Source organism: Streptomyces sp. HUAS CB01 (assembly GCF_030406905.1).
Lineage (GTDB): Bacteria > Actinomycetota > Actinomycetes > Streptomycetales > Streptomycetaceae > Streptomyces > Streptomyces chengbuensis.
In genome coordinates this window covers 201091-223087 of sequence record NZ_CP129137.1, presented here as the reverse complement: position 1 = coordinate 223087, position 21997 = coordinate 201091, and the positions used below count along the sequence as shown (strand labels likewise).

Sequence of the window (21997 nt, the reverse complement as noted above, 5' to 3'; positions counted from 1 at the left end):
GCTCCGGCCCGCCCGGTGGGCTCCCGCCGACACAGGAAGAGGCACTGTCATGACCGATTCTCCGCGCACGGTGAGCGACGTCATGACCCACACCGCGGTCGCGGTGGGTCGTCATGCCGCGTACAAGGAGATCGTGGAACTGATGGACCAGTGGAAGATCAGTGCCCTGCCGGTCGTGGAGGGCGACGGAAGGGTCATAGGCGTGGTGTCCGAAGCCGATCTCCTGCCGAAGGAGGAGTTCCACCTCGACGCCCCCACGCTCGGCGAAGGGGCCCGGTCGGACCTGTGGAAGGCGGGTGCGGTGACGGCCGGCGAGCTGATGTCGAGCCCCGCGGTGACCGTCCAGCCGGGGGCGACCATCGCGGAGGCCGCGCGGATCATGGCACGGCGCCGGGTGAAGCGGCTCCCGGTGGTCGACCGGGTCGGGATGCTGGAGGGAGTGGTCAGCCGCAGCGACTTGCTGAAGGTGTTCCTGCGTACGGACGACGAGCTCGCCGAGGACATCCGCCGCCATGTCCTCGCGGACCTTCCGGCCGCCGTCGGGGTGGACGTGTCCGTCACGGACGGGGTGGTCACGCTCAGCGGGGAGCTTCGGGACCGCCGGCTGGTCCCCCTGCTGGCCAAGGCCGTCCGCGCGGTGGAAGGCGTGGTGGACATACGCGTGGATCTGACCGGGGGCGTCGCTCGACCCGATCGACCCCACCCCCTTCACGAAGGCGGGGAAGACTGAGGCACAGGCGCGGGCCGGGGCCGTTCGGCCCCTGGTGGCCCGGGTCCGGCGTACGGCATCCTCGACGAGGAGAGCCGACCGTCAGGGGGCCGACATGTCCGAGGCACCGGCCTTTTCGGCCGAGGCGCCCGTCCGCGTGTTCCTGCTCGACGACCACGAGGTGGTCCGGCGCGGTCTGCGAGATCTGCTCGACGCCGAACCGGACATCGAGGTCGTCGGCGAGGCCGGCACAGCGCAGCAGGCGCTGGCACGGGGACCTGCGGTGCGACCGCGCGTGGCGGTGCTGGACGTCCGCCTTCCCGACGGTGACGGCGTCACGGTCTGCCGGGAACTGCGGTCTCGCATGCCGGAGCTGGCCTGCCTCATGCTGACGTCGTTCGACGACGAGGACGCGCTGCTGGACGCGATCATGGCAGGAGCGGCCGGGTACGTGCTGAAACAGATCAAGGGTTCCGACCTCGTCTCCGCCGTACGAACCGTGGCCACCGGCCAGTCGATGCTCGACCCCGCCACCACGGCTCGTCTGATGCACTCGCTGCGATTCCCCGAAGAAGCCCCGGCACCCGAGGACGAACGGCTCGCCGTGCTGTCCCCGCGCGAACGCGCGGTCCTTGAGCTGATCGGGCGCGGAATGACGAACCGTCAGATCGGCAAGGAGCTCTACCTCTCCGAGAAGACCGTCAAGAACCACATCTCACGGCTGCTGTCCAAACTGGGTGTGGAGCGCCGTGTCCAGGCCGCGGTCATCGCGGCGCACCACGAGCACCAGCGGTAGGCAGGCGCTCGAGTCCGGCCGGTCAGACCCGGCCGCGCAGCGGCACACGCCATTCCAGACGGGTTCCGCCGTTCGCGCCGCGTGCGACGCTCAGCTCACCACCCAGCCGTTCCGCCCGCTCCCGGAGGTTGCGCAGGCCGCTGCGCCGTCCGCCGTTCTCGATGCCGACCCCGTCGTCGACGACGCTCACCGTGAGCGTTCCGGACCGGGCCGTGATCGAGACCTCCGCCCGGTCGGCGTGAGCGTGCCGTGCGACGTTCGTGAGTGCCTCGCTCAGCACCGCCACCACCTCGTCCGCGAGGTCGCCCGGAACATCGGTGTCGACGAAACCCTCGATGCGCAAGGCGGGCGCGAAGCCGAGCGCCTGTGCTTCCTCTCCCAGCAGGCGCGCGGCCCGCGCGCGGAGACCGCTCCCGCCCCGGGGCGCATCGTGCTGCCGCAGTCCGAAGATCGTCGATCGAATGATCTTGATGGTGTCGTCGAGGTCGTCGATGGCCCGGCCCAGCCGCTCGGACGCCTCCGGGTGGTCGACGAAGCGCTGTGCGCTCTGCAGCGTCATCCCCGTCGCGAACAGGCGTTGGATGGCCAGGTCGTGCAGGTCCCGGGCGATTCGGTCGTGATCGGCGAGCAGGACCATCTGTTCCGCTTCGCGTCTGTGGTCGGCCAGTTCGAGGGCCACGGCGGCCTGGCCCGCGAAACCGGACAGGGGCCCGGTCTCCTCGTCCGAGAACGGGGGGCGACCGGAACGACGCGCGAGCGTCAGGACGCCGCGGGTCCTCTCCTTCGTCACCACCGGCACGGCGACCGCGGGACCGAACTTCTTCCACGCCCCGGCCTGCGGGGCGAACCGGGCGTCGTTGGCCACGTCGGGACTCCTGACCGGGGCGCCCTCCGCGAGAGCGAGGCCTGCGAGTGTGCCCTCCGCCGGCAGCGTCACGCCCCGGTGCTGATCGGCGCCGTCCCCGAGCGCGACGACGCCGTGCAGCTCACCCGCCGAGGTGAGCAGGTGGACCATTCCGAGGCTCGCTCCTGTGATGTCACGAGCCCGTCTGATCATCAGCTCGAGCACTCGGGACTGCCGTGTCCCGGAGAGAAGCGCACTCGTGCACTCGGCGCTGGCCTCCATCCACTGCCCCCTCAGTCGGAGCTCCTCGAACAGGCGGGCGTTCTCGATGGCGATGCCGGCGGCGACGGCGAGCGTGGACAGGACGGCTTCGTCGTCGGAGTCGAATTCGGCGCCGTCTCGCTTCTCGGTCAGGTAGAGGTTGCCGAACACCTCGTCGCGCACCCTGACGGGTACCCCGAGGAACGTCCGCATCGGCGGGTGGTGGGACGGGAATCCGGATGACGCCGGGTGCTCGGCTATGTCGCTCAGCCTCAGCGGTTCGGGGTGCCGGATGACCTCGCCCAGGAGACCGTGACCGGTGGGGAGGTCGCCGATGCGCGCGCGCAGCTCGTCGCCGATGCCGACGGGAAGGAACTGCGCCAGTCTGTCCCCGTCCCCGATCACCCCGAGCGCCCCGTACTCGGCGTCCACGAGGGAAACCGCGGCCTCGACGATCCCTTGGAGCACCTGAGGGAGATCGAGCTCCCGTCCCACCGACAGCACGGCTTCCAGGAGACCGTTCAGGCGGTCCCTCGTCTCGCGTACCTCGTCGATGCGCCCCTCGAGCTCGTCCAGCAGCTCGTCCAGGCGCAGCCGCGGCACACGATTCACCGCGTGGATGTCCTCGCCCACGTGCTCTCCTGTCGTGTCACACAGGGGAAGCCTTCGTTTGTCCTACGTTACCGCTTCGCTCTCGGGTGGCTCGTGTGTCCGGCCGGTGACGGCGGGCCGCACGGGTCACGCACGACGGCGCCGGGGGTCCGGACGTCCGTCCCCGGCGGGCGCGTGCCCGATGAGCCGCCCCACCCATGCCTGCCGGCTCAGGCGTGCCGCGGCGAAGCCGAGCAGGCCCGCAGCGCACGCGAGTCCCACCTCCATCGCTTCGAGGGGGCGCGTCTCCAGAACGGAACGCAGGAAGGGCACGTACACCGCGGCGACGCCCAGGGCCGCCGACGCCAGTACCGACAGCGGGAGAAAGAGATTCGCCCGCGTGAACAGGCGGCTGCGCAGTCCCAGCACGACCCCCAGCTGGGCCGCCAGCAGGGAGAGGAAGAGCACCGTCTGCCAGGGGGAGCCGACGGTACGCGCGAGCAGCCCGACGACCAGGCAGACCGCGGTCACCACGGCGCCCAGGAAGAGCACGCGCTGCCACAGGCCGTGGCCCATCACGTGCTGGTCGGGCGGACGGGGCGGCCGGTGCATGGCCTGCGGGGACACGGGCTCCGCTCCGACCGCGACGCCGGTGAGGCCATGGGTCAGGAGATTGATCCACAGGATCTGGCCGGCCCGGAGCGGCAGGGCCAGCCCCAGCAGGGGCCCGACGAGCATCACCAGGATCTCGGCCGTGCCGCCGGCGAGGGCGTAGACGAGGAACCTGCGGATGTTGTCGTACACCCGTCGTCCCTCCTCGACAGCAGCCACGACGGTGGCGAGTTCGTCATCGGTGAGCACCAGGTCGGCCGACTGACGGGCGACCTCGGTGCCGCGGCGCCCCATGGCCACGCCGATGTCCGCGGCGTGCAGAGCGGGGCCGTCGTTGACGCCGTCGCCGGTCATGGCCGTCACGTGGCCGCGGGCGTGCCACGCCTGGACGATGTCCAGCTTCTGCTGCGGGTCCGTGCGGGCGAAGACCGTCACCGCAGTCGGATCACCGACACGGCCGGCCGCCAGGTCCGCTCCTGTGGCGACCGCCTCGTTGGAGTCCTCCGGGCCCACGAGACCGACGCGTGCGGCCACCGCACGGGCGGTTGCCGGATGGTCCCCGGTGACCAGGACGGGGGTGATCCCGGCGGCGCGGCAGGCGGCGAGGGTCGTGGCCGCGGAGGGCTTCGGGGGGTCGCTGATGGCGGCCAGACCGAGGAACCGCAGGCCGTGCTCCGCGTCCGAGGCCTCCGGCGGTCGACCCGAGCGCTCGCCGGAAGCCACGGCGAGGACGCGGAAGCCACGGGACGCCAGGTGTGCCGCCTCTTGCCGTGCTTCGGCGATCAGCTCGGAGCCGTCGTCCAGCACGGTGGGATCGAGCACGGTCTCCGGCGCGCCCTTGAGGCAGACGAACGATCGTCCGGAGGGCGTCCTGTGCACGGTGGTCATCCGTTTCCGGAGACTGTCGAACGGCGCTTCGCCGGTCCTCGGGCATCTCTCCCGGAGGAGGCTGCGCTCCTCGCAGCCCGCCTTCGCCGCCGCGGTGAGCAGCGCGGCTTCGGTCGGATCCCCGAGCGCCGTCCAGCGGTCGCCGGATCCTCCCGTCCCGCCCGGCGGCCGGAGGGCGGCGTCGTTGCACAGCGTCGCGACCGTCAGCAGATCACGAACGGGCCCGAGTTCCGCGGCCCTCGCCGCTCTTCCGGCGATGCGCACCTCGCCCCTCGGCTCGTAGCCGACCCCGGTGAACTCCACCCGCCCACGGGGGGTCCAGATCTGCTCCACCACCATCCGGCCCTCGGTGAGCGTCCCGGTCTTGTCGGTGGCGAGGACGGTCACGGAACCGAGGGTCTCGACGGCGGGCAGCCGGCGTACCACGGCGTGCCGTGCCGCCATCCGCCGCGCCCCCAGCGCGAGCGCGAGCGTCACGACGGCCGGCAGCGATTCCGGTACGGCGGCGACGGCGAGACTGATCGCCGTCACGGCCATCGTGGCCGGCGGCAGCCCCCGCAACAGCCCGAGGGCGAAGACCAGCACGCACAGGGCCACGGTGACGAGCGCCAGCACCCGGCCCAGTGCCGCGAGTCGGCGCTGCAGGGGAGTGGGCTCGGGCCGGCCCTCCAGGAGGGACGCGATCCGGCCGAGTGCGCTGCCCTTGCCCGTGGCGAGAACCTCGGCCACGGCCCTGCCCCTGACGGTGACGGTCCCGGCACTGAGGACGGAGGCGCCCGGTTTCCCGGAGCGGACGTCCTTGTCGACCGGAACGGACTCCCCGGTCAGCATGGACTCGTCCACCAGGAGTGACGACGACTCGAGAAGTCGTGCGTCGGCGGCCACGATGTCGCCCTCACCGAGCAGCAGCACGTCTCCGGGCACGACGTCCCTCGCCGGCACCTCCCGGTCGGCCCCGTCCCGCACCACGCGTGCGGCCGGCGCGGACAGCGCCGAGAGCGCCGCGACGGCGTTGTCGGCCCTGATCTCCTGGACGACACCCACGGTGGTGTTGACGACGACGACCAGGGCGATCACCACGGCATCGGCATGGTCCCCGACCGCGACGGTCAGGACGATCGCGCCGAGCAGAACCATGATGAGCGGATCGCGAAGCTGGGCCAGCACACGACTGCGGAGGGGCAGCCTGCGACGCGCCTCCACCTCGTTCGGACCGTGCTCGCGCAGCCGCCGCGCCGCTTCCTCGTCCGTCAGACCGGCCGGCCGTGTGTCGTCGGGCGCCATGATCCGCGTGCGATGAGAGGTCACGCTCCCCTCCCGTCGGTTCGGCAGGGTGTCGGGGCCCCGTACCGCGGAGGACACGGTCCCGGACGGCTCCGTCTTCCCGGACGGGGCCGCGGTTCGAGCACTCCGGGTCGGAGCCGGGCGAACGGGCTCTCATCTCATCCTGCCCGTTCGGGGCGCGGTGGGCGCGGGGGCCGGTCGGTTCCGGCCGGGGGCCGATCAGCCCTGCCCGGTGGGGGTGGTCCCGGCGCAGGCTGGAACCGCGTTCCCCATGGCTGCAACCGACCGGGGCGGCAGGGCGTTGCTCGACAGTCCGGAGTCCCGGATCGCTCGTCCCGCGAAGTGCACTTCGAGGAGGGTGCTCGCCGTGACCGACGCGACCACCACCGACCTGTACGAGGTCACCATGGTCATGTCCTACCTCCGGGAGGGCATGGACCGGCCCGCGACCTTCAGTCTGTTCGTACGAGACCTGCCACCTGAGCGGGGTTTTCTCGTCGCTGCAGGCCTCGAACCCTCCCTGGACTACCTGTCCCGCCTCCATGTGGGACCGGAGGACGTGCGGGACTTCGCAGCGACGCTGCATCGCCCCGAGGAGGATCTGCAGGAGCTGCTCGGCATGGAGTTCCGGGGTGACGTCCGTGCGGTGCCCGAGGGCCGACTGGTCTTCGCCGGAGAGCCGCTGATGGAGGTCACCGCGCCGTTGCCGCAGGCGCAGTTCGTGGAGACCTACCTGCTGGGACAGATCTGTCATCAGACGGTCGTCGCCTCGAAGGCCGCGCGTTGCGTCATGGCCGCCGCCGGACGACCCGTCGTGGACTTCTCCCTGCGGCGCACGCACGGTCCGCAGGCGGGTTTCCAGGCCGCTCGCGTCTCCGTGATGGTCGGGTTCGCGGGTACCAGCAATGTGGCCGCCGCGGCGGAACTCGGGATTCCGGGATCCGGGACCATGGCCCACTCCTACGTCGAGGCCTTCCCCGGCGAGGAAGAGGCATTCAGAGCCTTCGCCCGCGCGCATCCCGGCCCGGTGACATTCCTCGTCGACACCTATGACACCGACCTCGGTGTCAGGACGGCCGCCCGGGTACTGGCCGACATCCGAAGGGGAGCAGGGTGCGCCGTCCGCCTCGACAGCGGTGACCTGGGCGCTCTGGCCCACCGGGCACGGGGGATTCTCGACCGGGCGGGGCTCGCCGAGGTCCGCATCATCGCCAGTGGCGGCCTGGACGAGTACGCCGTCGACGAACTGGTGCGCGGCGGCGCGCCGATCGACGTGTACGCGGTGGGCACCAAGGTGGGTACCGCCGCGGACGCACCCTATCTGGACGCGGCCTACAAGCTCGTCGAGTACGCCGGGCGGCCGGTCATGAAGCTGTCGTCGGCGAAGGCCACCGCGCCTGCCCCCAAGCAGGTGTTCCGCGGACCGGGCGGCCGGGACGTCGTGGGGCTGGAGGGTGAGGAGCCGCCGGACGGCGGGGAGCCGCTGCTGCGGACAGTCATGCTGGGCGGCCGGAGAACCGGACCACCGGACACCCTGGCAGCCGCCCGGGCGCGCTTCGAGGCCGACCTGGCGTCCCTGCCGGAAACAGCACGCCGTATCCGCGGCGTCCAGCCCCCACCACGCCCCGGGGTCTCCCCACGCCTGGCCGCCCTGACGGCCAGGACGCGGAACGAGATCGAGGAGGCCGTCAGGATGACGCGTGCGCGGAGCGGGCGACGCCCGTCTGAGGACGGGGCCTCCTGACCCCGGCACGGGACCGTTCGGCTCTCGCGGCAGCCCTCCGTCGGTCGCATCGTGGTGTCAGGAAGACAACCGCGACGCGGTGGCAAGAGGCCGATCATGAACGTGGGTGCGGCCATGGCGTTGCGGGTGACGCCGGCGGCACGGCGGCCTTCCGGATCCTGCTGTCGCCCCGGGCGGCACTCGTGCCGCGCCGGACGGGAACCGTCCGCCCGTCGCCCGGAGAGGCCGTCCGGCACGGAGCGGTCGGAGGGTCCTTCGGCCGCACGGGCGGCCGGTAAGGAGGCGTACGGACATGACTCCCCCTGTGACAGTCGGAGTGGACGGGTTCCCGGAGAGCCGGGCTGCGGCGGAATGGGCCGCGCGGGAGGCGGTGCTGAGGGAAGCGCCTCTGCGCTTGGTGCACGTGGAGGAGTGGCCGATCGTTCCGTCCGTGCCCCCGGTCGATCACCTGGAGAGCGTCGAGTGGCCGGACATCGAGGAGTTCCGGCGGCAGGTGGACGGGGTTCTCGAGGAGGTGTCGGACGACCTGCGCCGACGGCACCCCGGCCTCGCCGTGTCCGCGCGACGCCTGACCGGGCGCGCGGCCGCAGTCCTCACCGTCGAAGCCGCCGATTCCCAGTTGCTGGTCCTCGGGTCGCGCAGGCGGGGGGCGGTCGAGCGATTCGTGACCGGATCCGTCGGGTCCGCCGCGATCGGGCTCACGGACACTCCGGTCGTGGTCGTGCGCCCGCCGGACGAGGAGGCGCCGCGACCCCCTGAGCACTCCGGGCGGGACGTGGTGGTGGGGGTGGACATCCACGAGAACGCCGATGCGGTGCTGGCGTTCGCCTTCGGCGAGGCGGCGCGGCGGGGCTGCGGGGTCCGTGCGGTGCACGGGTGGTCGCTGCCGTTCGCGTTCAGCTACGCGCCCGGGCTCGATCCCGGTGTCAGGCAGGAGGTGGCCGACGGCATCTCCGGTGCTCTCGCCGAGCGGCTCCGGCCGTGGCGGGAGCAGTACCCCTCGGTCAAGACCGAGGAGAGAGTGCTCGTCGGCGCGCCCGCCGAGCAGGTGCTGTACGAAGCCGCCGACGCGGAACTCGTCGTCGTCGGCCGCCGCATCCGGCGGGCCCCGGTCGCCGGGCACCTCGGGCACGTCGCCCACGCCGTACTCCACCACGCCACCGCTCCGGTGGCCGTCATCGCCCACGACTGACAGCCGTCCCACCGGGCCGAGGAACGGCATGGCACCGCCGGGGGCTTCACTCTTCGACCGACGACAGCCGGCCCCGGTCCGGGCACGTGACCTCGCCCGCGGCGGGTGTCCGAGCTGAGGGTGAACCACCGGGCCACGGGGGGGCACGGGAACTCCCTTCACTGGGCAAACGGGAAAAGGGGACACGCGCATGACGCACCGTGGAACGGACCGCGCCCCGCGCCCCGGGGGGCTTCGCTGACGGGAATGGGTTCTGGCTCAGGTTCTGTGGCGGGTGACGCTCTGTCATTGCTCGATATCGAACAGCGGGATGGACGGCGATGGCGGAGCAAGGACTGTGCGAAGGCGGTTGAGGTTGGCTCGCCACTGCTTCCAGTCTTCCGGGTCGACCCAGTTCGAGGCTGGCCCGGCCTCCTCGCTGATGACGCGAGCGAGGGCCTCGTCAGCGAGCGTCCGGAGATCGTCAGGGAAGGCGGGCATGGGTTCTTCAGGGCCGTAAGGTGTGTCGATTGGGCCGCCGCCAGGGCATTGCGCCGCAATCAGCGCGGCGGCGGCCACCGCCTCTTCCCCTTCGGCGAGCCAGCCGGTGGCGTCGACGGTGCGCGTGAGGATGCCACGGACCAGTGCCTCGCGCTCCTCGGGTTTGCCGTCGTCGAGAGCATTGGCGAAATCCGCGGCCGTGTCGTTGTCGAAGGGGCCAGTGTCCCAGGTGCCCATGTTGATCTCCTCGTGTAGCTGCGCCAGGATCCTCGCATCAGCCGCCGACATCGCGATCACTGTGCGAGCAGTACGCGCTTCCGCAGAAGGGCGAAGCCAGCACGCCCGAGCATCTGACGCTTGAGCATCTTGATCCGGTTGACGTGCCCTTCGACCACGCCCGAGCTCCAGGGCAGGGTGAGTCCGGCGATGACCGCGTCAAGGTCGCGGTCGATGCCGGCGGCGAGGGTATGGAGACTGGGCAGGTCGTTCTGCCGGACGGCGTCGAGCCAGGCCAGCAGGTGTTCGCCCTGGCGCTGGGTGAGCATGACCGCGAAGGACCGGACGTGCCGGGTGAGGGCATCGAGCTCGGGACAGTGGGTGCGGACGGTCTCGAGCTGGAGTTGTTCAGGATCGGTGAGGGTCTCCGGGCGGCTGAGGATCCATCCGGAGACCGTCCGGGGCGAACGGCGGCCGGGCGGTCACCGGTCGCGGTGAGGTGCGTTTCTTGTGCAGGTAGGCACGGACACGCTGGTAGCTGCCTTTGTAGCCGAGCGGCACGATCTCCTCCCACAGTTTCCAGGCGTTGGTGAAACCCTCGCTCCACCGGTCGTCCAGGTAGGGCTTGTAGTCATCAAGGACCGAGGGCCGGTTCTGACACTGGCCGGTGAACAGCTCCTCCGGAGCCTTCGCCTCGACGAGCTGCTTGACGGTCCGCCAGGTCATGCCGAGCTGACGCTGGATCGAGCGGCGGCTGTGCCCGGCCTCCAGCAGTGCGTGGACAGCGGCATGCCGGGCCCGGGTGCGGTCGGCGAACCGGTGCCCGGTCGGCCAGGGTGAACCGGGCGGCTCCTCCTCCGGGGCGGGCTCCGGCTCGGGTTCGGAAGCCGCCGGGACAAGGGCACGGAGGCAGCGGCGGTGCTGGGCGACGGCCCGTTAGAGCGGTGAACCAGGTTGTGGGCGTCCGCAGGACCGCCGGGCCCGGGCATCGGCGACACCGCGCCCTTGCGCGCGACGACCGCTGTGGGCCCGCGGCGGTCCGCCGACCGCAGGCCGAGGTACCGCGACCGGTCCACGACTGCGCCGAGACAGCGGATCGTCGACGTGGGCAGGTGTCGGGACGACGGACCACGGGCAGGCCCGGCCCGGCCGGACGGGCTTGGGCAGGACCGGCCGAGCGCCTGGCAGGCCGTTGTGCGTGCCGGATCTCCGCCCCGACCCAGGACCGGCCTCGTGCCGGTGCGTGCCGCCCGGCAACTGCTACACGGAAGCGGCGAGTTCGGACCCGATGTGGTGTGCCCACGCCTGGATGCGCTCCGGGTTCCGGAAGTCGCCTCCCTCACCGTGGCGCACGAGATGTCGAGCGACCCAACCGGGCGTCGACGCCGTGATGCTGCCGCCGAACGTGATGTGCTCGCGGGCGTGCAACCGTTCCATCTGCCGTGCCACCCCGCGCACGGGGGGAATGTCGTGCTGTTCGGCGGAGCTGTCGACCGGGCCACTGCTGAACAGCCACACCGGTCGCCCTTCGAGAGCTTCCGCGTTGCGCCTCGCGCAACGGCGGGCGCTGTGATGCCAGCGGTTCGCGTAGAGCGACCCACCCAGCACCACGGCGTCGTAGTGTTCGACGTCCTTCACGTCACGGGCGGGCAGCACGGCGGTGTCGTAGCCGTCCGCTCGGAGGGTGGCGCCGATCTCTTCCGCTATGCCTGCGGTGGCACCGTGCTTGCTGCCGTAGGCCACGAGAACGCGCTTGGTGGTCATGCCGTACTCCCTTCCTGTCCGACGCCGGCACCAGCGGACGAGGGCCTGCCTGCGGTCCCTCCGGACATGCCCCTCGGCGGTGTACGCACGGCGAGAGGCCATGGCGTCGCTGGCCGTCGGTGAGCGTCGGACCGCGTCCCGGTGCAGCCCGGGCACCCCGCTCAGCCGCCGCCCGTCGCGACGATCCTGCGTCCGGTGATGCGGGACGGCGAGAGCTCGACCCACAGGTCACGCGCTCCTCCTGCCCACGGCGCCGTAGGGGCGAGTTCCGTCAGCCGTCGGATCGCGTCCTCCTCGGTGACGGCGCGCGCGGTTCCCACCGCCAGCACGCTCCACCCCTTGCTGAAGGCGTCGTCGATGCGGTCCACCTCGAAGGCGATCTCGCTTCCCGCGGCGAAGGCGGGGACCTTCCCCAGTGCGGTGCGGAAGGCGATTTCGGCTCCGTCGACCACGTAGTTCACCGGTACCACCGCCGGCCCCTGGGGCGTGAGGACCCCGACGCGCCCGACACCGTGGCCGGACATCAGAGTCCGGCACTCCGCCTCGTCGAGCTCGGCCAGTCCTGCATCCCTGAGCGCGACGCCCAGCCCCGGTGGCTGGTCCGCCGTCCCGCCCGTCAGTTCGGCCACGGTCGTCTCCAGGGCGGCGGCGATCTGCTGCAGCGTGGCCGTGTCGGGCGCCGCAGGCTGCTCCTCCAGATACGCGACATAGGTGACCGCAGCCCCGCTGCGCTCGGCCACGTCCTCCCGGGACAGCCCGAGTTGTTCGCGCCGGCCGGCGAGTCGGCGGCCGATGTCGGTGTGCGAGCGCGACGGCTCGGCGGCGGAACCGGGCGCGGAAGTGCCGCTCATCGTGGTCCACCTCTCCTCATCAGGTCCCTGCACCGCAAGCGTGACCTGCACGTGGTGTGCGGCGCTTGGGCCGGACGGCCCCGAGGCGGCCCCTGTCGGCCCATCCGCGACGTGTCCCGGGCATGCGAAAGTCGTTCCAGATGCTCGCACGACCTGGTGCAGCCTGTTCCCCGGTGAGGCATGGGTGATGTTGTCAGCCCCGCACTGCGTCGAAGACGTGATGACGAAGACCGTCGTCGCGGTCGCCCTGCATGCGCGGTTCAAGGACATCGTGACGGCCATGGGCCGGTGGAACGTGACCGCCGTCCCGGTCGTCGACGGCAAGGGCCGTGTGGTCGGAATCGTCTCCGAAGCCGATCTCCTGCGCACGGAGGAGCTCCGCGGAACCGATCAGGTCCTCACGGACCGGAGTCCGGGCGCCGCGAGGGCGGGTGCCGTGAGGGCCGAAGACCTCATGAGCGCTCCACCCGTCACGATCCGGGCCGCCGCGACTCTGCCGCACGCCGCCCGCCTCATGGCGCGACGACACGTGAAGCGCCTGCCTGTCGTGGACGCACAGGGGTTTCTGAAAGGCATCGTCAGCCGGGCCGACCTCCTCAAGGTCTTCTTCCGCGCGGACGACGACATCGCGGCAGAGGTTCGGGATGTACTCGACCGCCTCTTCGCAGGCTCTGGACCGGGCGTACGTGTCCGTGACGGGGTCGTCACGCTCGGGGGCGCGGTCGGTGACAGCAGCCTCGTGCCCCTTGCCTGCCGCCTGGCTCAGGCCGTCGAGGGCGTCGTCGTGGTGCGCTGCGAACTCGCCGCTCCGTCCGGACCGACCACGGATGCGACGGCCCCCTCGTGACCTTCGAGGGCCGATCCGCCGGCGTACCTGGCGCTGTGTGCGGCCGGCGGGACGTGCTGGGCCGGCGGGACGTGCTGTGAGCCCGTTGCGTCCGGGACGCTCGCGCGCCGATCACGCCGATCACGATGCCCGGGGCTCATCTCCCTTCCCTGCGTAGGTCTCCGGGCGCACGATCACGACAGGGCACGTGGCGTGGATGGCGCACTGATGGCTCACCGAGCCCAGCAGCGCACGACGGAAGCCGCCTCGGCCACGACTTCCCACCACCAGTGCCTGGGCCCCCTCGGCGGCGTCGAGCAGCACCTCCGCCGCGTCCCCACGCACCAAGCGCTCGTGGACCTGGGAGGCCCCCGACTCGCCGAGGACGTCGCGTACTTCCTCCACCAGGCCGCGCTCGGCCTGCTCCTCGTCGAACTCGGTGTCCACGGCAGGGGCCGACCAACTGCGCGCGCCCGGCACGTCCCAGGCCGCGACGGCGTCCACCGTGGCCCCGACGAGTCCGGCGTACCGAACTGCCCAGCGCAGCGCCGCACGTGAGGAAGGCGAACCGTCGACACCCACCACGATGCGGGCACCGGAGTCGTGCCTGTTCATGTCCTTCCGCCTTTCTGCTGCGAGTCCCGACGGGGGATTACGCGGGCGCGATCGGCGGCGCCCGCCCGCCGACCTGTGGGGAGCGTCGTGCGGGAGGGGCGGCTGCGCAACCGGGGCGCCGAGCCCTATCCCGCCGGGAAGAAGGTGATCAAAGTAGCTGTGTCGTCCGGGGCGACCACGCGCACGGCGGTCTCCGGAATGTCCTCGGTCGCGATGTCGATCTCCTTCGGGTGGGCCACCATGTGGCGCAGCACCACCGGATAGCGTGGCGACTTCCCGCCGACGGCGACGATCACGACATCGTCCTTGGGGTCGTACGAGAGATCGGCGAACGGCATCCGCTCGGCCTCGTACTGGTGGCCGACCGAGACGTCCAGCAGTTCGACGGATACGAGTTTTCCGTCGTGGTCGGCTGTGACGCCGTCGAGGGCCGCCTGCCACTGACTGCGTTCGAGGGTCGAGGTTCGGGTCATCGTCAGCCTCCTGTTCGCTGCGGGACGCCGCATGGGCGCAGGCGTCCGGCCGGTGCAACGGGCACCACATGCCTCACGACTGCCGCGACCGTGCCGGTCGCCGACCGGGTGGCGTTCGCCACCCACCCCACTCGCGCCCCCTTTCCATCATGCGCCCGTGAGTCCGTGCGTGTCTGGTTGATCCGCCCGGGGCCGGGGCGCGCCCCCGGTGTGACGGTCCGGGCGCATGGCGGGCCCGGCCGCCTCGGGTGAACTCGCAATGGCCGCCCTGCCGGCTTCCAGCCGGGCGACCGGTACGCGGAACGGCGAGCAGGAAACGTAGTCGAGCCCTGCCTCGTGGAAGAAGTGCACCGATGCCGGATCGCCTCCGTGCTCTCCACAGACACCGAGCTCCAACCCGGGGCGGGCCGCGCGGCCCTCGGCGACCGCGATCCGTACGAGTCGGCCCACTCCCTCGCGGTCGATGGTCTCGAACGGGGACGCCTGGAACACGCCCTGCTCCAAGTAGGCGGAGAAGAAGGCGGCCTCGACGTCGTCGCGTGAGAACCCCCAGGTCGTCTGGGTGAGATCGTTCGTGCCGAAGGAGAAGAACTCCGCCTCCTGGGCAATGCTCCCCGCGGTCAGCGCTGCCCTCGGCAGCTCGATCATCGTCCCGATCGGGCAGGAGACGTCGACACCGGTCTCGGTGGACACGGCCTCGACCACCCGTTCCACCTCGTCCCTGACGAGCCGTAGTTCCTGCACCGTGTCCACGAGCGGCACCATGATCTCGGCGCGTGGCGTTCCGCCGGCCCGCACACGTTCCGCGACCGCCTCGGCGATGGCGCGCACCTGCATGGCGAAGAGACCGGGCACGACCAGTCCCAGCCGGACGCCCCTCAGCCCGAGCATCGGGTTCTTCTCGTGCATGCGGGTGACGGCTGCGAGCAGGTCCGTGTCGCGCGCATCCGGCGGGGCTCCGGAAGCCTCTCTCCGGGCGACGCGGACGGCCAGATCGGTCCGGTCCGGCAGGAATTCGTGCAGAGGCGGGTCCAGCAGCCGAATGGTCACCGGCAGTCCGTCCATGGCCTCGAGAATGCCGGTGAAGTCCGCGCGCTGCAGCGGCAGGAGTGCGGCGAGCGCCGCGCTCCTCTCCGCGTCACCCTCCGCCAGGATCATGTCCTCGACCAGCCGGCGCCGGTCCCCGAGGAACATGTGCTCGGTGCGGCACAGCCCGATGCCCTCGGCTCCGAATCGGCGTGCCCGGGCCGCGTCCTGCGGGGTGTCCGCGTTCGCCCGCACCTCCAGGTGCCGCGCCGCGTCGGCCTCCAGCATGAGCCGGTGCACGTGGCGCACGGAGTCCCGCACGGTTCCGCCCGGGGGTGCGCCGCTGTCGAAGTAGTGCATGACGTCGGACTCGACCAGGGGCACGGCCCCCAGGCGGACGACGCCCTCCGTGCCGTCGACGGAGACGACCGAGCCCTCGCCCACGGTCAGGCCGTCGGCGACGAGGCAGCGCGCACGGGTGTCCACGATCATGTCCTCCGCCCCGCACACGCACACCTTGCCCATGCCGCGCGCGACGACCGCCGCGTGGCTCGTCTTCCCTCCGCGAGACGTGAGCACGGCCTGGGCGGCGATCATGCCGGAGAGGTCCGCGGCGGTGGTCTCGTTGCGTACGAGCACCACCTTCTCCCCGGCGTCCGCCCTGCGTACCGCCTCCGCAGAGTCGAAGACGACCGCCCCCACGGCCGCCCCCGGTGAAGCGGGGACACCCCGGGCGATCACGTCGCCTCCGCCGGTTACGGCGAAGCGCGGGAACATGAGGTGCGTGAGCTGGTCGCCGTTGACCCGGGCCAGAGCCTGACGGTTCGTGATCAGACCCTCGTCGGCCATGTCCGCGGCGATGGTGAAGGCAGCCTCGGCGGTGCGTTTGCCGACGCGTGTCTGAAGCATCCAGAGTCTGCCGCGTTCGATCGTGAACTCGACGTCGCACACGTCGCGGTAGTGGCTCTCCAGGCGGTCCATGTACTCCTGGAGCTGCCCGAAGGACGCCGGATCCAGTGCGGCGAGCTCTTGGAGGGGCACGGCGTTGCGTACGCCGGAGACGACGTCCTCTCCCTGGGCGCTGGGAAGGTAGTCGCCGTAGATTCCCTTGAGTCCCGTGGCCGGGTCCCGGGTGAAGGCCACACCGCTCCCCGAGTCGCGGCCCAGGTTGCCGAAGACCATGGTCTGGACGGTGACCGCGGTACCCAGATCATCCGGGATCCGTTCCCGGCGCCGGTACAGCCGTGCGCGCTCCCCGTTCCAGGAGGCGAACACGGCCAGGACGGCCTGCCGCAGCTGCTCGGCGGGTGCCTGGGGGAAGTCGCGGCCGGTCCGTTCGCCGATCAGGTCCTTGAACGACTCGACGGTCCTGATGAGGTCGCAGACGTCCAGTCGGCTGTCGTCGGGGACGTGGTGCTGGTCCTCGATGCGCGTGAGCGTTTCCTCGAAGAGGGAACCGTCCACTCCCATCACCGTGCTGCCGAACATCTGCACGAGGCGTCGGTAGGAGTCCCACGCGAATCGTTCGCGCTCGGACGTCTTGGCCAGCCCGAGCACGGAGTAGTCGTTGAGCCCGATGTCGAGGACGGTCTCCATCATTCCGGGCATCGAGACCTGGGCCCCGGACCTGACAGAGAGGAGCAGTGGGTCGTCCGCCTGCCCCAGCCGCTTTCCGGCGGCACGCTCGAGGGCCGACAGATGGTCGGCCATCTGGCGCTCCAGTTCGGGCGGAGGCTGACCCGTCGACAGGAACACCCGGCACGCCTCGGTGGTGATGGTGAACCCGCTCGGCACGGGCAGGCCGAGGCGGGTCATCTCCGCGAGATTCGCGCCCTTGTTCCCGAGGAGGTCGGCCATCGCGCGGCCGCCGTGAGCGAAGTCGTACACGTAGTCGGTCATGGATGCCTGCTTCCGCGGTGGACCGGTCTCCGGCACGGACCGGGGCCACCTGAATCCACTGTCCACGGGACACGGTCCTGAGGGAGAGGGGCCATTCGTCCCTGCGTGGGGACGTTCGGACCCGCAGGAGCACGGGTCCTGGAACGACCGGGTCCGAGGTCGGGCACGACACGGGCCGGAGTCCGACGTGTTCAGGCACGAGCCAGCGGCGATCGGTCCAGGAGCAGGATGCCCGCCACGGCCACCGCTGCTCCCAGCATCTGCACGGCCAGCGCGGAAGGGGTCTGCGCGAGCCGTTCGCCGAAGACGGCGATGCCGATCAGAACGGCGCCGATCGGTTCCAGCGTGTCGATGATCGGCAGGCTGATGGCCAGGGAACCGGCCTGATAGGCGCTCTGCGACATGGTCAGGCCCAGCACGCCGACGACGATCAGCGAGTACGGCTCCCAAGCGAGGAACGCGCCCGCGCCCTCCGTCTGGAACCTGTCGGCCGTGCTCTTGGTCAGGCTGTCGAGCAAGGCGAACAGGAGCGCCGCGCAGACGGCGAACAGTGCGGTCCTCGTCCTGCCGCGCCGCCGGAGGCCGGCAGGGGCCAGGAGCAGCACGGCGCCACCGACGGCGGCGAGCACGGGCACCCAGTCGACGAGGTCCGGAACCTTCCCCTGGGAAGGCACGGGCAGCACGGTCAGGAACATCGCCACACCACCCGCTGTGCACATGATTCCCGCGACCTCCGGACGCGTCAGGGGGACGGCCCGCCGCCAGGCGAGGAAGGGAAGGGCGAAGACGAGGTCCGTGGCCGCGAGCGGCTGGACCAGCACCAGAGGGCCCGAGGCCAGGGCAAGGCCGAGCAGGGCGTACGAGGAGACGACGAGTCCCATGCCGGTCAGCCATTTCGGACGGCGGGCCAGCTCGAGCAGCAGTCGGGGCCGCAGGGAGTCCGTTGTGGGAGCCTCGCTCGCCGCCTGCTGCTGAAGCACCGATCCGATGCCGAAGCTGAGGGCGGAGAGGAGAGCGGCCGGCACCGCGACGGCGGTGTTCATGGCGCAAGCATTCCGCCGATGAGGTGCGGGGGAGGGGCTGACACGCCCGGGGCGGCCGAGGAGGTCCCGGAGGGCGTTCCGTTGTCGGACGGACGCCGGTCGGACGGCGACATGCCGCACTGTCCTCGTGATCGTGCCCTTCGCCGCGGTGCCGGCCGCCCTGCCGGGAGCGGCGACGGCAGAGGCCGATCGGTCCCCGGAAGGGCTGACCGGTCCCGGGACGCGACGCCTCGCGGGAGTCAAGAATGGGAACGAGGGGGGAGCACGTCGGGATGAGGAGGCAGGCCATGCATGAGCGTGAGGGCTCTGCCGCCGGTGTCGAGGCGCGTCGTGCGGTGCCCGGAAGGGCGAGCCGAATCGACGAACCCCTGCGGGAGGACCTGCTGCTCCGGTACATCGGAGCCATGGCGGCGGCGTCCTCCCATCACCAGCAGTCCCGGACTCCGACCGGCCGCGGAGCACCGGCGCGGCCCCGCAGGACGGGCCACCGGGCACCTTCTGCATCCGATGTGGAAGCCGATCCGCTGCTGGTCGGGGACGTCATGGACGCCTCTGCCGCATCGGTCTCAAGGGATTCCCCCTTCATGGCCATTGCTCGAACCCTCACCGATGCCGGAGTGGGATCGCTGCCCGTGACGGACCCGGAGGGCCGGGTGATGGGTGTGGTGTCGGAATCGGACCTGCTGGCCAAGGCGGCGGTTGAGGCGACCGGGCATCGGCCCGGCGTGACGGGTGCGCTCGCCCGTCGACGCCTCAACGAGAGCGCCCGTGCGTACACGGCGGAGGACCTGATGACCGCTCCTGCCATCACGGTGTTCCCGGAGTCCACCGTCGCCGAGGCGGCGTGGCTCGCAGCGCTCTCCCGGCTGAAGAGGGTGCCTGTCACGGACAGGGAGGGGCACCTCGTCGGTGTCGTGCGCAGGAACACTCTTCTTGCGTCGCTCGTGAGGGACGACGAGGGGATCCGTGAAGAGATCGAATCCAGGATTCTCACGGAGGAGTTTCCCGGTACCAGGCCGGCGATCGAGATCGTGGTTCGCAACGGGACGGTGGACGTGTGGGGACGGATGGAGCCGGCCGACGCCCGGCGGTTGCTCGACCGGATCGAAGGCATCGCCGACGTCACCGCGGTCGTCGATCACCTGACGGCTGCCTGAGGACCCTTCTGCACGTCGGCCTTCTCCGCACGTCGGCCGCGCCCCGCCGAGCACCCTCAAGCCCGACGACGTACGACGCCGGGAACCTCAGGCGCTCACAAGGGCCTGACCGGGCAGCCAGAGGGAGTGTCGGTTCTGAAGAGAGGCCTTCCTCGTAGGGTGGGAGGCGGCCGAAGCGGCCGACGACCGAGGGAGCCATGTGTGACGCGGTATCTGATCTCGTTCGATGACGGCGCGATGACCTTCCCCGAGGAGGAGTTGCCCGAGGTGGTTGAGGCCTCGCACGAGGTGGTGCGCGAGGCTCAGGACGCCGGTGTGTGGGTCTTCGGTGGTGGACTGGAAAGGCAGCAGGCGAGCGTCGTGGCCACCGACGGGACCGTCACCCATGGACCGTACCCGGAGACCAAGGCGGTGCTCGGCGGGTTCGCGGTCGTCGATGTGCCCTCACGCGAGGCCGCGCTGGAGTGGGCTGCCAAGATCGCTGCCGCGTGCCGCTGTGCGCAAGAGGTCCGGGAGATCATGCCCGACCCGACCGTCTGATCGTTGACGACCCGCCGCGGCTGGGGCTGGTTCGGAAGGGGCTCGTGACCTGCGGTTTCGCCACGCTGCAGGCCTGTGGTCGACGTAGTTGGGCGGCATGAGCTCACGGATGGGCCCGGGGCGGCGGTCGAGGCGTTCCTAGCGGTCGCAGCGTGCGCTCGGCCGGCGCGGAATCTGTGTCGGCAGGTCGACGGGATCCGGCGCCGGTCCGGGCGGGGTGCCCGTGGCGAGACGTGCCCGAACCGTATCGGCTGTGGTCGAACCTGTATCGGGTGCTCCGCCGTTACCAGCGCGAGGGCGTGCGGAACCAGGCCCTGGACGCGCTGCGGGCCCTGGCCGACGGGGCGGACAGATGGTCCCGCTCGATCCACGATCAAGCGGGCGCACCTGAGGGGCGCGACGCAGCCACCGGGCACGCGATACGCCGGCCTGACCGCGTCACGATCGTCACCGAGGCCCTGACCCGGACCGGGCACCGCCGACCCGTGTTCCGAAACAGGTTCAGGGGGAGCGCTCCCCGACTGCCTTCCGGCGCCGGGCCTCTCCTGCCGGACCGGTTGCGCGGCCCACAGGCGTGTCGTCGAAGTCGTGACGCAACCTGTCGATGACGGTGACGACTCCGTCCGTCTGCCGGACCAGTCGGACGGCGACCAGAACGTCGCTGAGCCGCTCCAGCTGCCCATCGAGGGTCACCACTCCCTCGACCACGCGGACCGTGAGCTTCCCCGGCGGCAACCACAGTGTGCGCTCGAAGAGATCCTCGACGATCTCCTCCCGGATCTCGGCATCCGGTCGAAGGAACACCTGCAGGAGATCGCGCCGGGTCACCATTCCCATCAGACGTCGCTCGCGGTCGACAACGGGCAGGCGTTCCACGCGATGGGCGGCCATGGTGCGTGCCGCCCCCGCAACGGTTTCCTCGACGTCGACGGTGACGGCGGGCGCGGACATCAGGTCCGCCGCGGTCGGCGCGGGCCCGTCGCTGTCCGGGGAGCCCGCGACGAGTTCCGTCTGCGCACCCGGGGCGGCCTCCCACTCCGGCGCGAGACCTGGCCGGCGCAGGACCAGATCGGTCTCGGAGACCACCCCGATCACCCGGCGCTCGGAATCCACGACCGGAACGCCACTGATCCGGTGCTCATCGAGCAGTCCGGCGATCTGCTTGAAGGACGACTCGGGCGCCACCGCGACCACGTTCCGCACCATGAGACTGCCGATCTTGCTGTGCCTCATCACGGGCTCCCTTCGGCGCCGTCCGGAGCGCCCCGTCTCCCGGCACCCCCAGCGTCAGCCGGCGACCCCCACCCGGGATAGGGCTGATGGGGCCGTGCCCAAGGGCCGAGAGGCCCGCCGCGGGGGCGGGAGGCGGGGCGTGGTGCCCGCCGAGGCCTCTTCATCCTGTTCATCCTGGGCCGACCGGCCCCTGGGAGAGGGAAGGTCGCCCCCTACGCGCACGGGAGCACACCACCGAGGGTGGAGGCAGCGCGACATCGAGCCGGAGGGCATTGCCTGCTGCCGGCTCCGGGCGGTCCACGACGGGAGGCCCGTCATGACGAACGAACTCTCCGAGCCGAGGCCCCACGGCGCGGCAGGGAACACTCTGTGGAGGCACCTGGTCCGTGCGGCAGGCAGGGACGCGAGGCCCTTGGTCCGCCCGGCGGACCGGGCCCACAGCCGCCTGATGGTGGAAGGGGCCCTCGCCGTGCTCGTAGCGCTGGTGCTGGCGGTGGCGGCCGTCCGGGCCACGTGGACCAGCGAGCACCGCCGCGTGCTCGACGAAGAGCGGCACCAGGTGAGGGCGACCACGGTGACCGAGGCCGTGACGAGCGCGAGTGACACCCGCTCCGGGGTGCCGGATGCGGCACTGGCCGACGCGACCTGGAGCCGGCCGGGGAGCGGCGCGCACCGGGGCGTCGTCGAGGTGCCGCTCGGCACCGCGGCCGGAAGCGTGGTCCTGATCTGGGTCGACGAACACGGGCGTGTTGTCCCGAAGCCTCCTACGGACGCCGACATGGCCATGGCCTCGGCACTCGCGGGCGTGTCGGTGTTCACCGTGCTCGCCGGTGCAGCCGCGGCCGTGACCGGCTTCCGTGACCGTCGGCTCGAGGGTCGGACGCTGGAGGCGTGGGAGGCCGAGTGGGCGGCCGTCGAACCACGATGGTCCGGCCGTCGGGGAGAGTGAGCGA

18 protein-coding genes and 1 pseudogene are annotated in these 21997 nt (G+C 71.4%); 8 read left to right on the top strand and 11 right to left on the bottom strand.

Annotation, left to right across the window (positions count from 1 at the left end):
• Positions 1-49: 49 nt before the first annotated feature.
• Positions 50-730 carry a CBS domain-containing protein gene (locus QRN89_RS01090; RefSeq protein WP_290347440.1) on the top strand — a complete coding sequence of 227 codons (681 nt, stop codon included), beginning with the start codon at positions 50-52 and terminating at the stop codon, positions 728-730.
• 94 nt (positions 731-824) lie between these two features.
• Positions 825-1505 carry a response regulator gene (locus QRN89_RS01085; RefSeq protein ID WP_290347439.1) on the top strand — a complete coding sequence of 227 codons (681 nt, stop codon included), beginning with the start codon at positions 825-827 and terminating at the stop codon, positions 1503-1505.
• A gap of 22 nt (positions 1506-1527) precedes the next feature.
• Here the strand turns inward: QRN89_RS01085 and QRN89_RS01080 are convergent, their stop codons facing one another.
• Positions 1528-3243 (bottom strand): GAF domain-containing sensor histidine kinase, encoded by a 1716-nt coding sequence (locus tag QRN89_RS01080; protein WP_290347438.1) that lies wholly within the window; start codon positions 3241-3243, stop codon positions 1528-1530.
• 105 nt (positions 3244-3348) lie between these two features.
• Positions 3349-6009 (bottom strand): cation-translocating P-type ATPase, encoded by a 2661-nt coding sequence (locus tag QRN89_RS01075; RefSeq protein WP_356948599.1) that lies wholly within the window; start codon positions 6007-6009, stop codon positions 3349-3351.
• A 343-nt stretch (positions 6010-6352) separates the two neighbouring features.
• Between QRN89_RS01075 and QRN89_RS01070 the strand changes: the two genes are divergently transcribed.
• Complete coding sequence (locus QRN89_RS01070) at positions 6353-7729, top strand: nicotinate phosphoribosyltransferase (protein ID WP_290347437.1); 1377 nt, start codon at positions 6353-6355, stop codon at positions 7727-7729.
• A gap of 292 nt (positions 7730-8021) precedes the next feature.
• The gene (locus tag QRN89_RS01065; RefSeq protein WP_290347436.1) at positions 8022-8921 is read left to right on the top strand and encodes a universal stress protein; all 900 of its coding nucleotides are present in this window, start codon (positions 8022-8024) and stop codon (positions 8919-8921) included.
• Between the two features lie 285 nt (positions 8922-9206).
• Here the strand turns inward: QRN89_RS01065 and QRN89_RS01060 are convergent, their stop codons facing one another.
• The 4 genes and pseudogenes from QRN89_RS01060 to QRN89_RS01045 all read right to left on the bottom strand — a co-directional run bounded on the left by QRN89_RS01060 (position 9207) and on the right by QRN89_RS01045 (position 12232).
• Positions 9207-9638 (bottom strand): DUF4259 domain-containing protein, encoded by a 432-nt coding sequence (locus QRN89_RS01060; protein ID WP_290353529.1) that lies wholly within the window; start codon positions 9636-9638, stop codon positions 9207-9209.
• 56 nt (positions 9639-9694) lie between these two features.
• Positions 9695-10553, bottom strand: a pseudogene (locus QRN89_RS01055) (ISL3 family transposase); the annotation flags it as partial.
• A gap of 324 nt (positions 10554-10877) precedes the next feature.
• Entirely contained in the window at positions 10878-11381 is a 504-nt protein-coding gene (locus tag QRN89_RS01050; RefSeq protein ID WP_290347435.1) for a flavodoxin domain-containing protein, read from the bottom strand.
• A 161-nt stretch (positions 11382-11542) separates the two neighbouring features.
• A complete protein-coding gene (locus tag QRN89_RS01045) occupies positions 11543-12232 on the bottom strand; it encodes a helix-turn-helix domain-containing protein (RefSeq protein ID WP_290347434.1) in 690 nt (229 codons plus the stop codon).
• 220 nt (positions 12233-12452) lie between these two features.
• On the opposite strand from QRN89_RS01045, the gene QRN89_RS01040 reads away from it, so the two are divergent.
• Positions 12453-13079, top strand: coding sequence for a CBS domain-containing protein (locus tag QRN89_RS01040; RefSeq protein WP_392858400.1), 627 nt, complete (start codon positions 12453-12455; stop codon positions 13077-13079).
• Between the two features lie 120 nt (positions 13080-13199).
• Here the strand turns inward: QRN89_RS01040 and QRN89_RS01035 are convergent, their stop codons facing one another.
• The 4 genes from QRN89_RS01035 to QRN89_RS01020 form a co-directional block, all read right to left on the bottom strand.
• A complete protein-coding gene (locus tag QRN89_RS01035; RefSeq protein ID WP_290347432.1) occupies positions 13200-13673 on the bottom strand; it encodes a universal stress protein in 474 nt (157 codons plus the stop codon).
• 125 nt (positions 13674-13798) lie between these two features.
• Complete coding sequence (locus tag QRN89_RS01030; RefSeq protein WP_290347431.1) at positions 13799-14146, bottom strand: DUF5335 family protein; 348 nt, start codon at positions 14144-14146, stop codon at positions 13799-13801.
• Positions 14147-14293: 147 nt separating this feature from the next.
• The gene (gene ppdK, locus QRN89_RS01025) at positions 14294-17071 is read right to left on the bottom strand and encodes a pyruvate, phosphate dikinase (RefSeq protein WP_290347430.1); all 2778 of its coding nucleotides are present in this window, start codon (positions 17069-17071) and stop codon (positions 14294-14296) included.
• Between the two features lie 191 nt (positions 17072-17262).
• Positions 17263-18114, bottom strand: coding sequence for a DMT family transporter (locus QRN89_RS01020; RefSeq protein WP_290347429.1), 852 nt, complete (start codon positions 18112-18114; stop codon positions 17263-17265).
• A gap of 509 nt (positions 18115-18623) precedes the next feature.
• Here QRN89_RS01020 and QRN89_RS01015 point away from each other — a divergent pair.
• Both QRN89_RS01015 and QRN89_RS01010 read left to right on the top strand, forming a co-directional pair.
• A complete protein-coding gene (locus QRN89_RS01015; protein WP_290347428.1) occupies positions 18624-19271 on the top strand; it encodes a CBS domain-containing protein in 648 nt (215 codons plus the stop codon).
• A gap of 201 nt (positions 19272-19472) precedes the next feature.
• Entirely contained in the window at positions 19473-19811 is a 339-nt protein-coding gene (locus tag QRN89_RS01010) for a YciI family protein (RefSeq protein WP_290347427.1), read from the top strand.
• 501 nt (positions 19812-20312) lie between these two features.
• On the opposite strand, the gene QRN89_RS01005 is transcribed toward QRN89_RS01010, so the two are convergent.
• The gene (locus tag QRN89_RS01005) at positions 20313-21044 is read right to left on the bottom strand and encodes a CBS domain-containing protein (RefSeq protein ID WP_290347426.1); all 732 of its coding nucleotides are present in this window, start codon (positions 21042-21044) and stop codon (positions 20313-20315) included.
• On the opposite strand from QRN89_RS01005, the gene QRN89_RS35760 reads away from it, so the two are divergent.
• Positions 21016-21993: an Rv1733c family protein gene (locus QRN89_RS35760; protein WP_435833232.1), complete on the top strand. Its 978-nt coding sequence runs from the start codon at positions 21016-21018 to the stop codon at positions 21991-21993. The two genes, QRN89_RS01005 and QRN89_RS35760, sit on opposite strands and share 29 nt — an antisense overlap.
• Positions 21994-21997 lie beyond the last annotated feature (4 nt).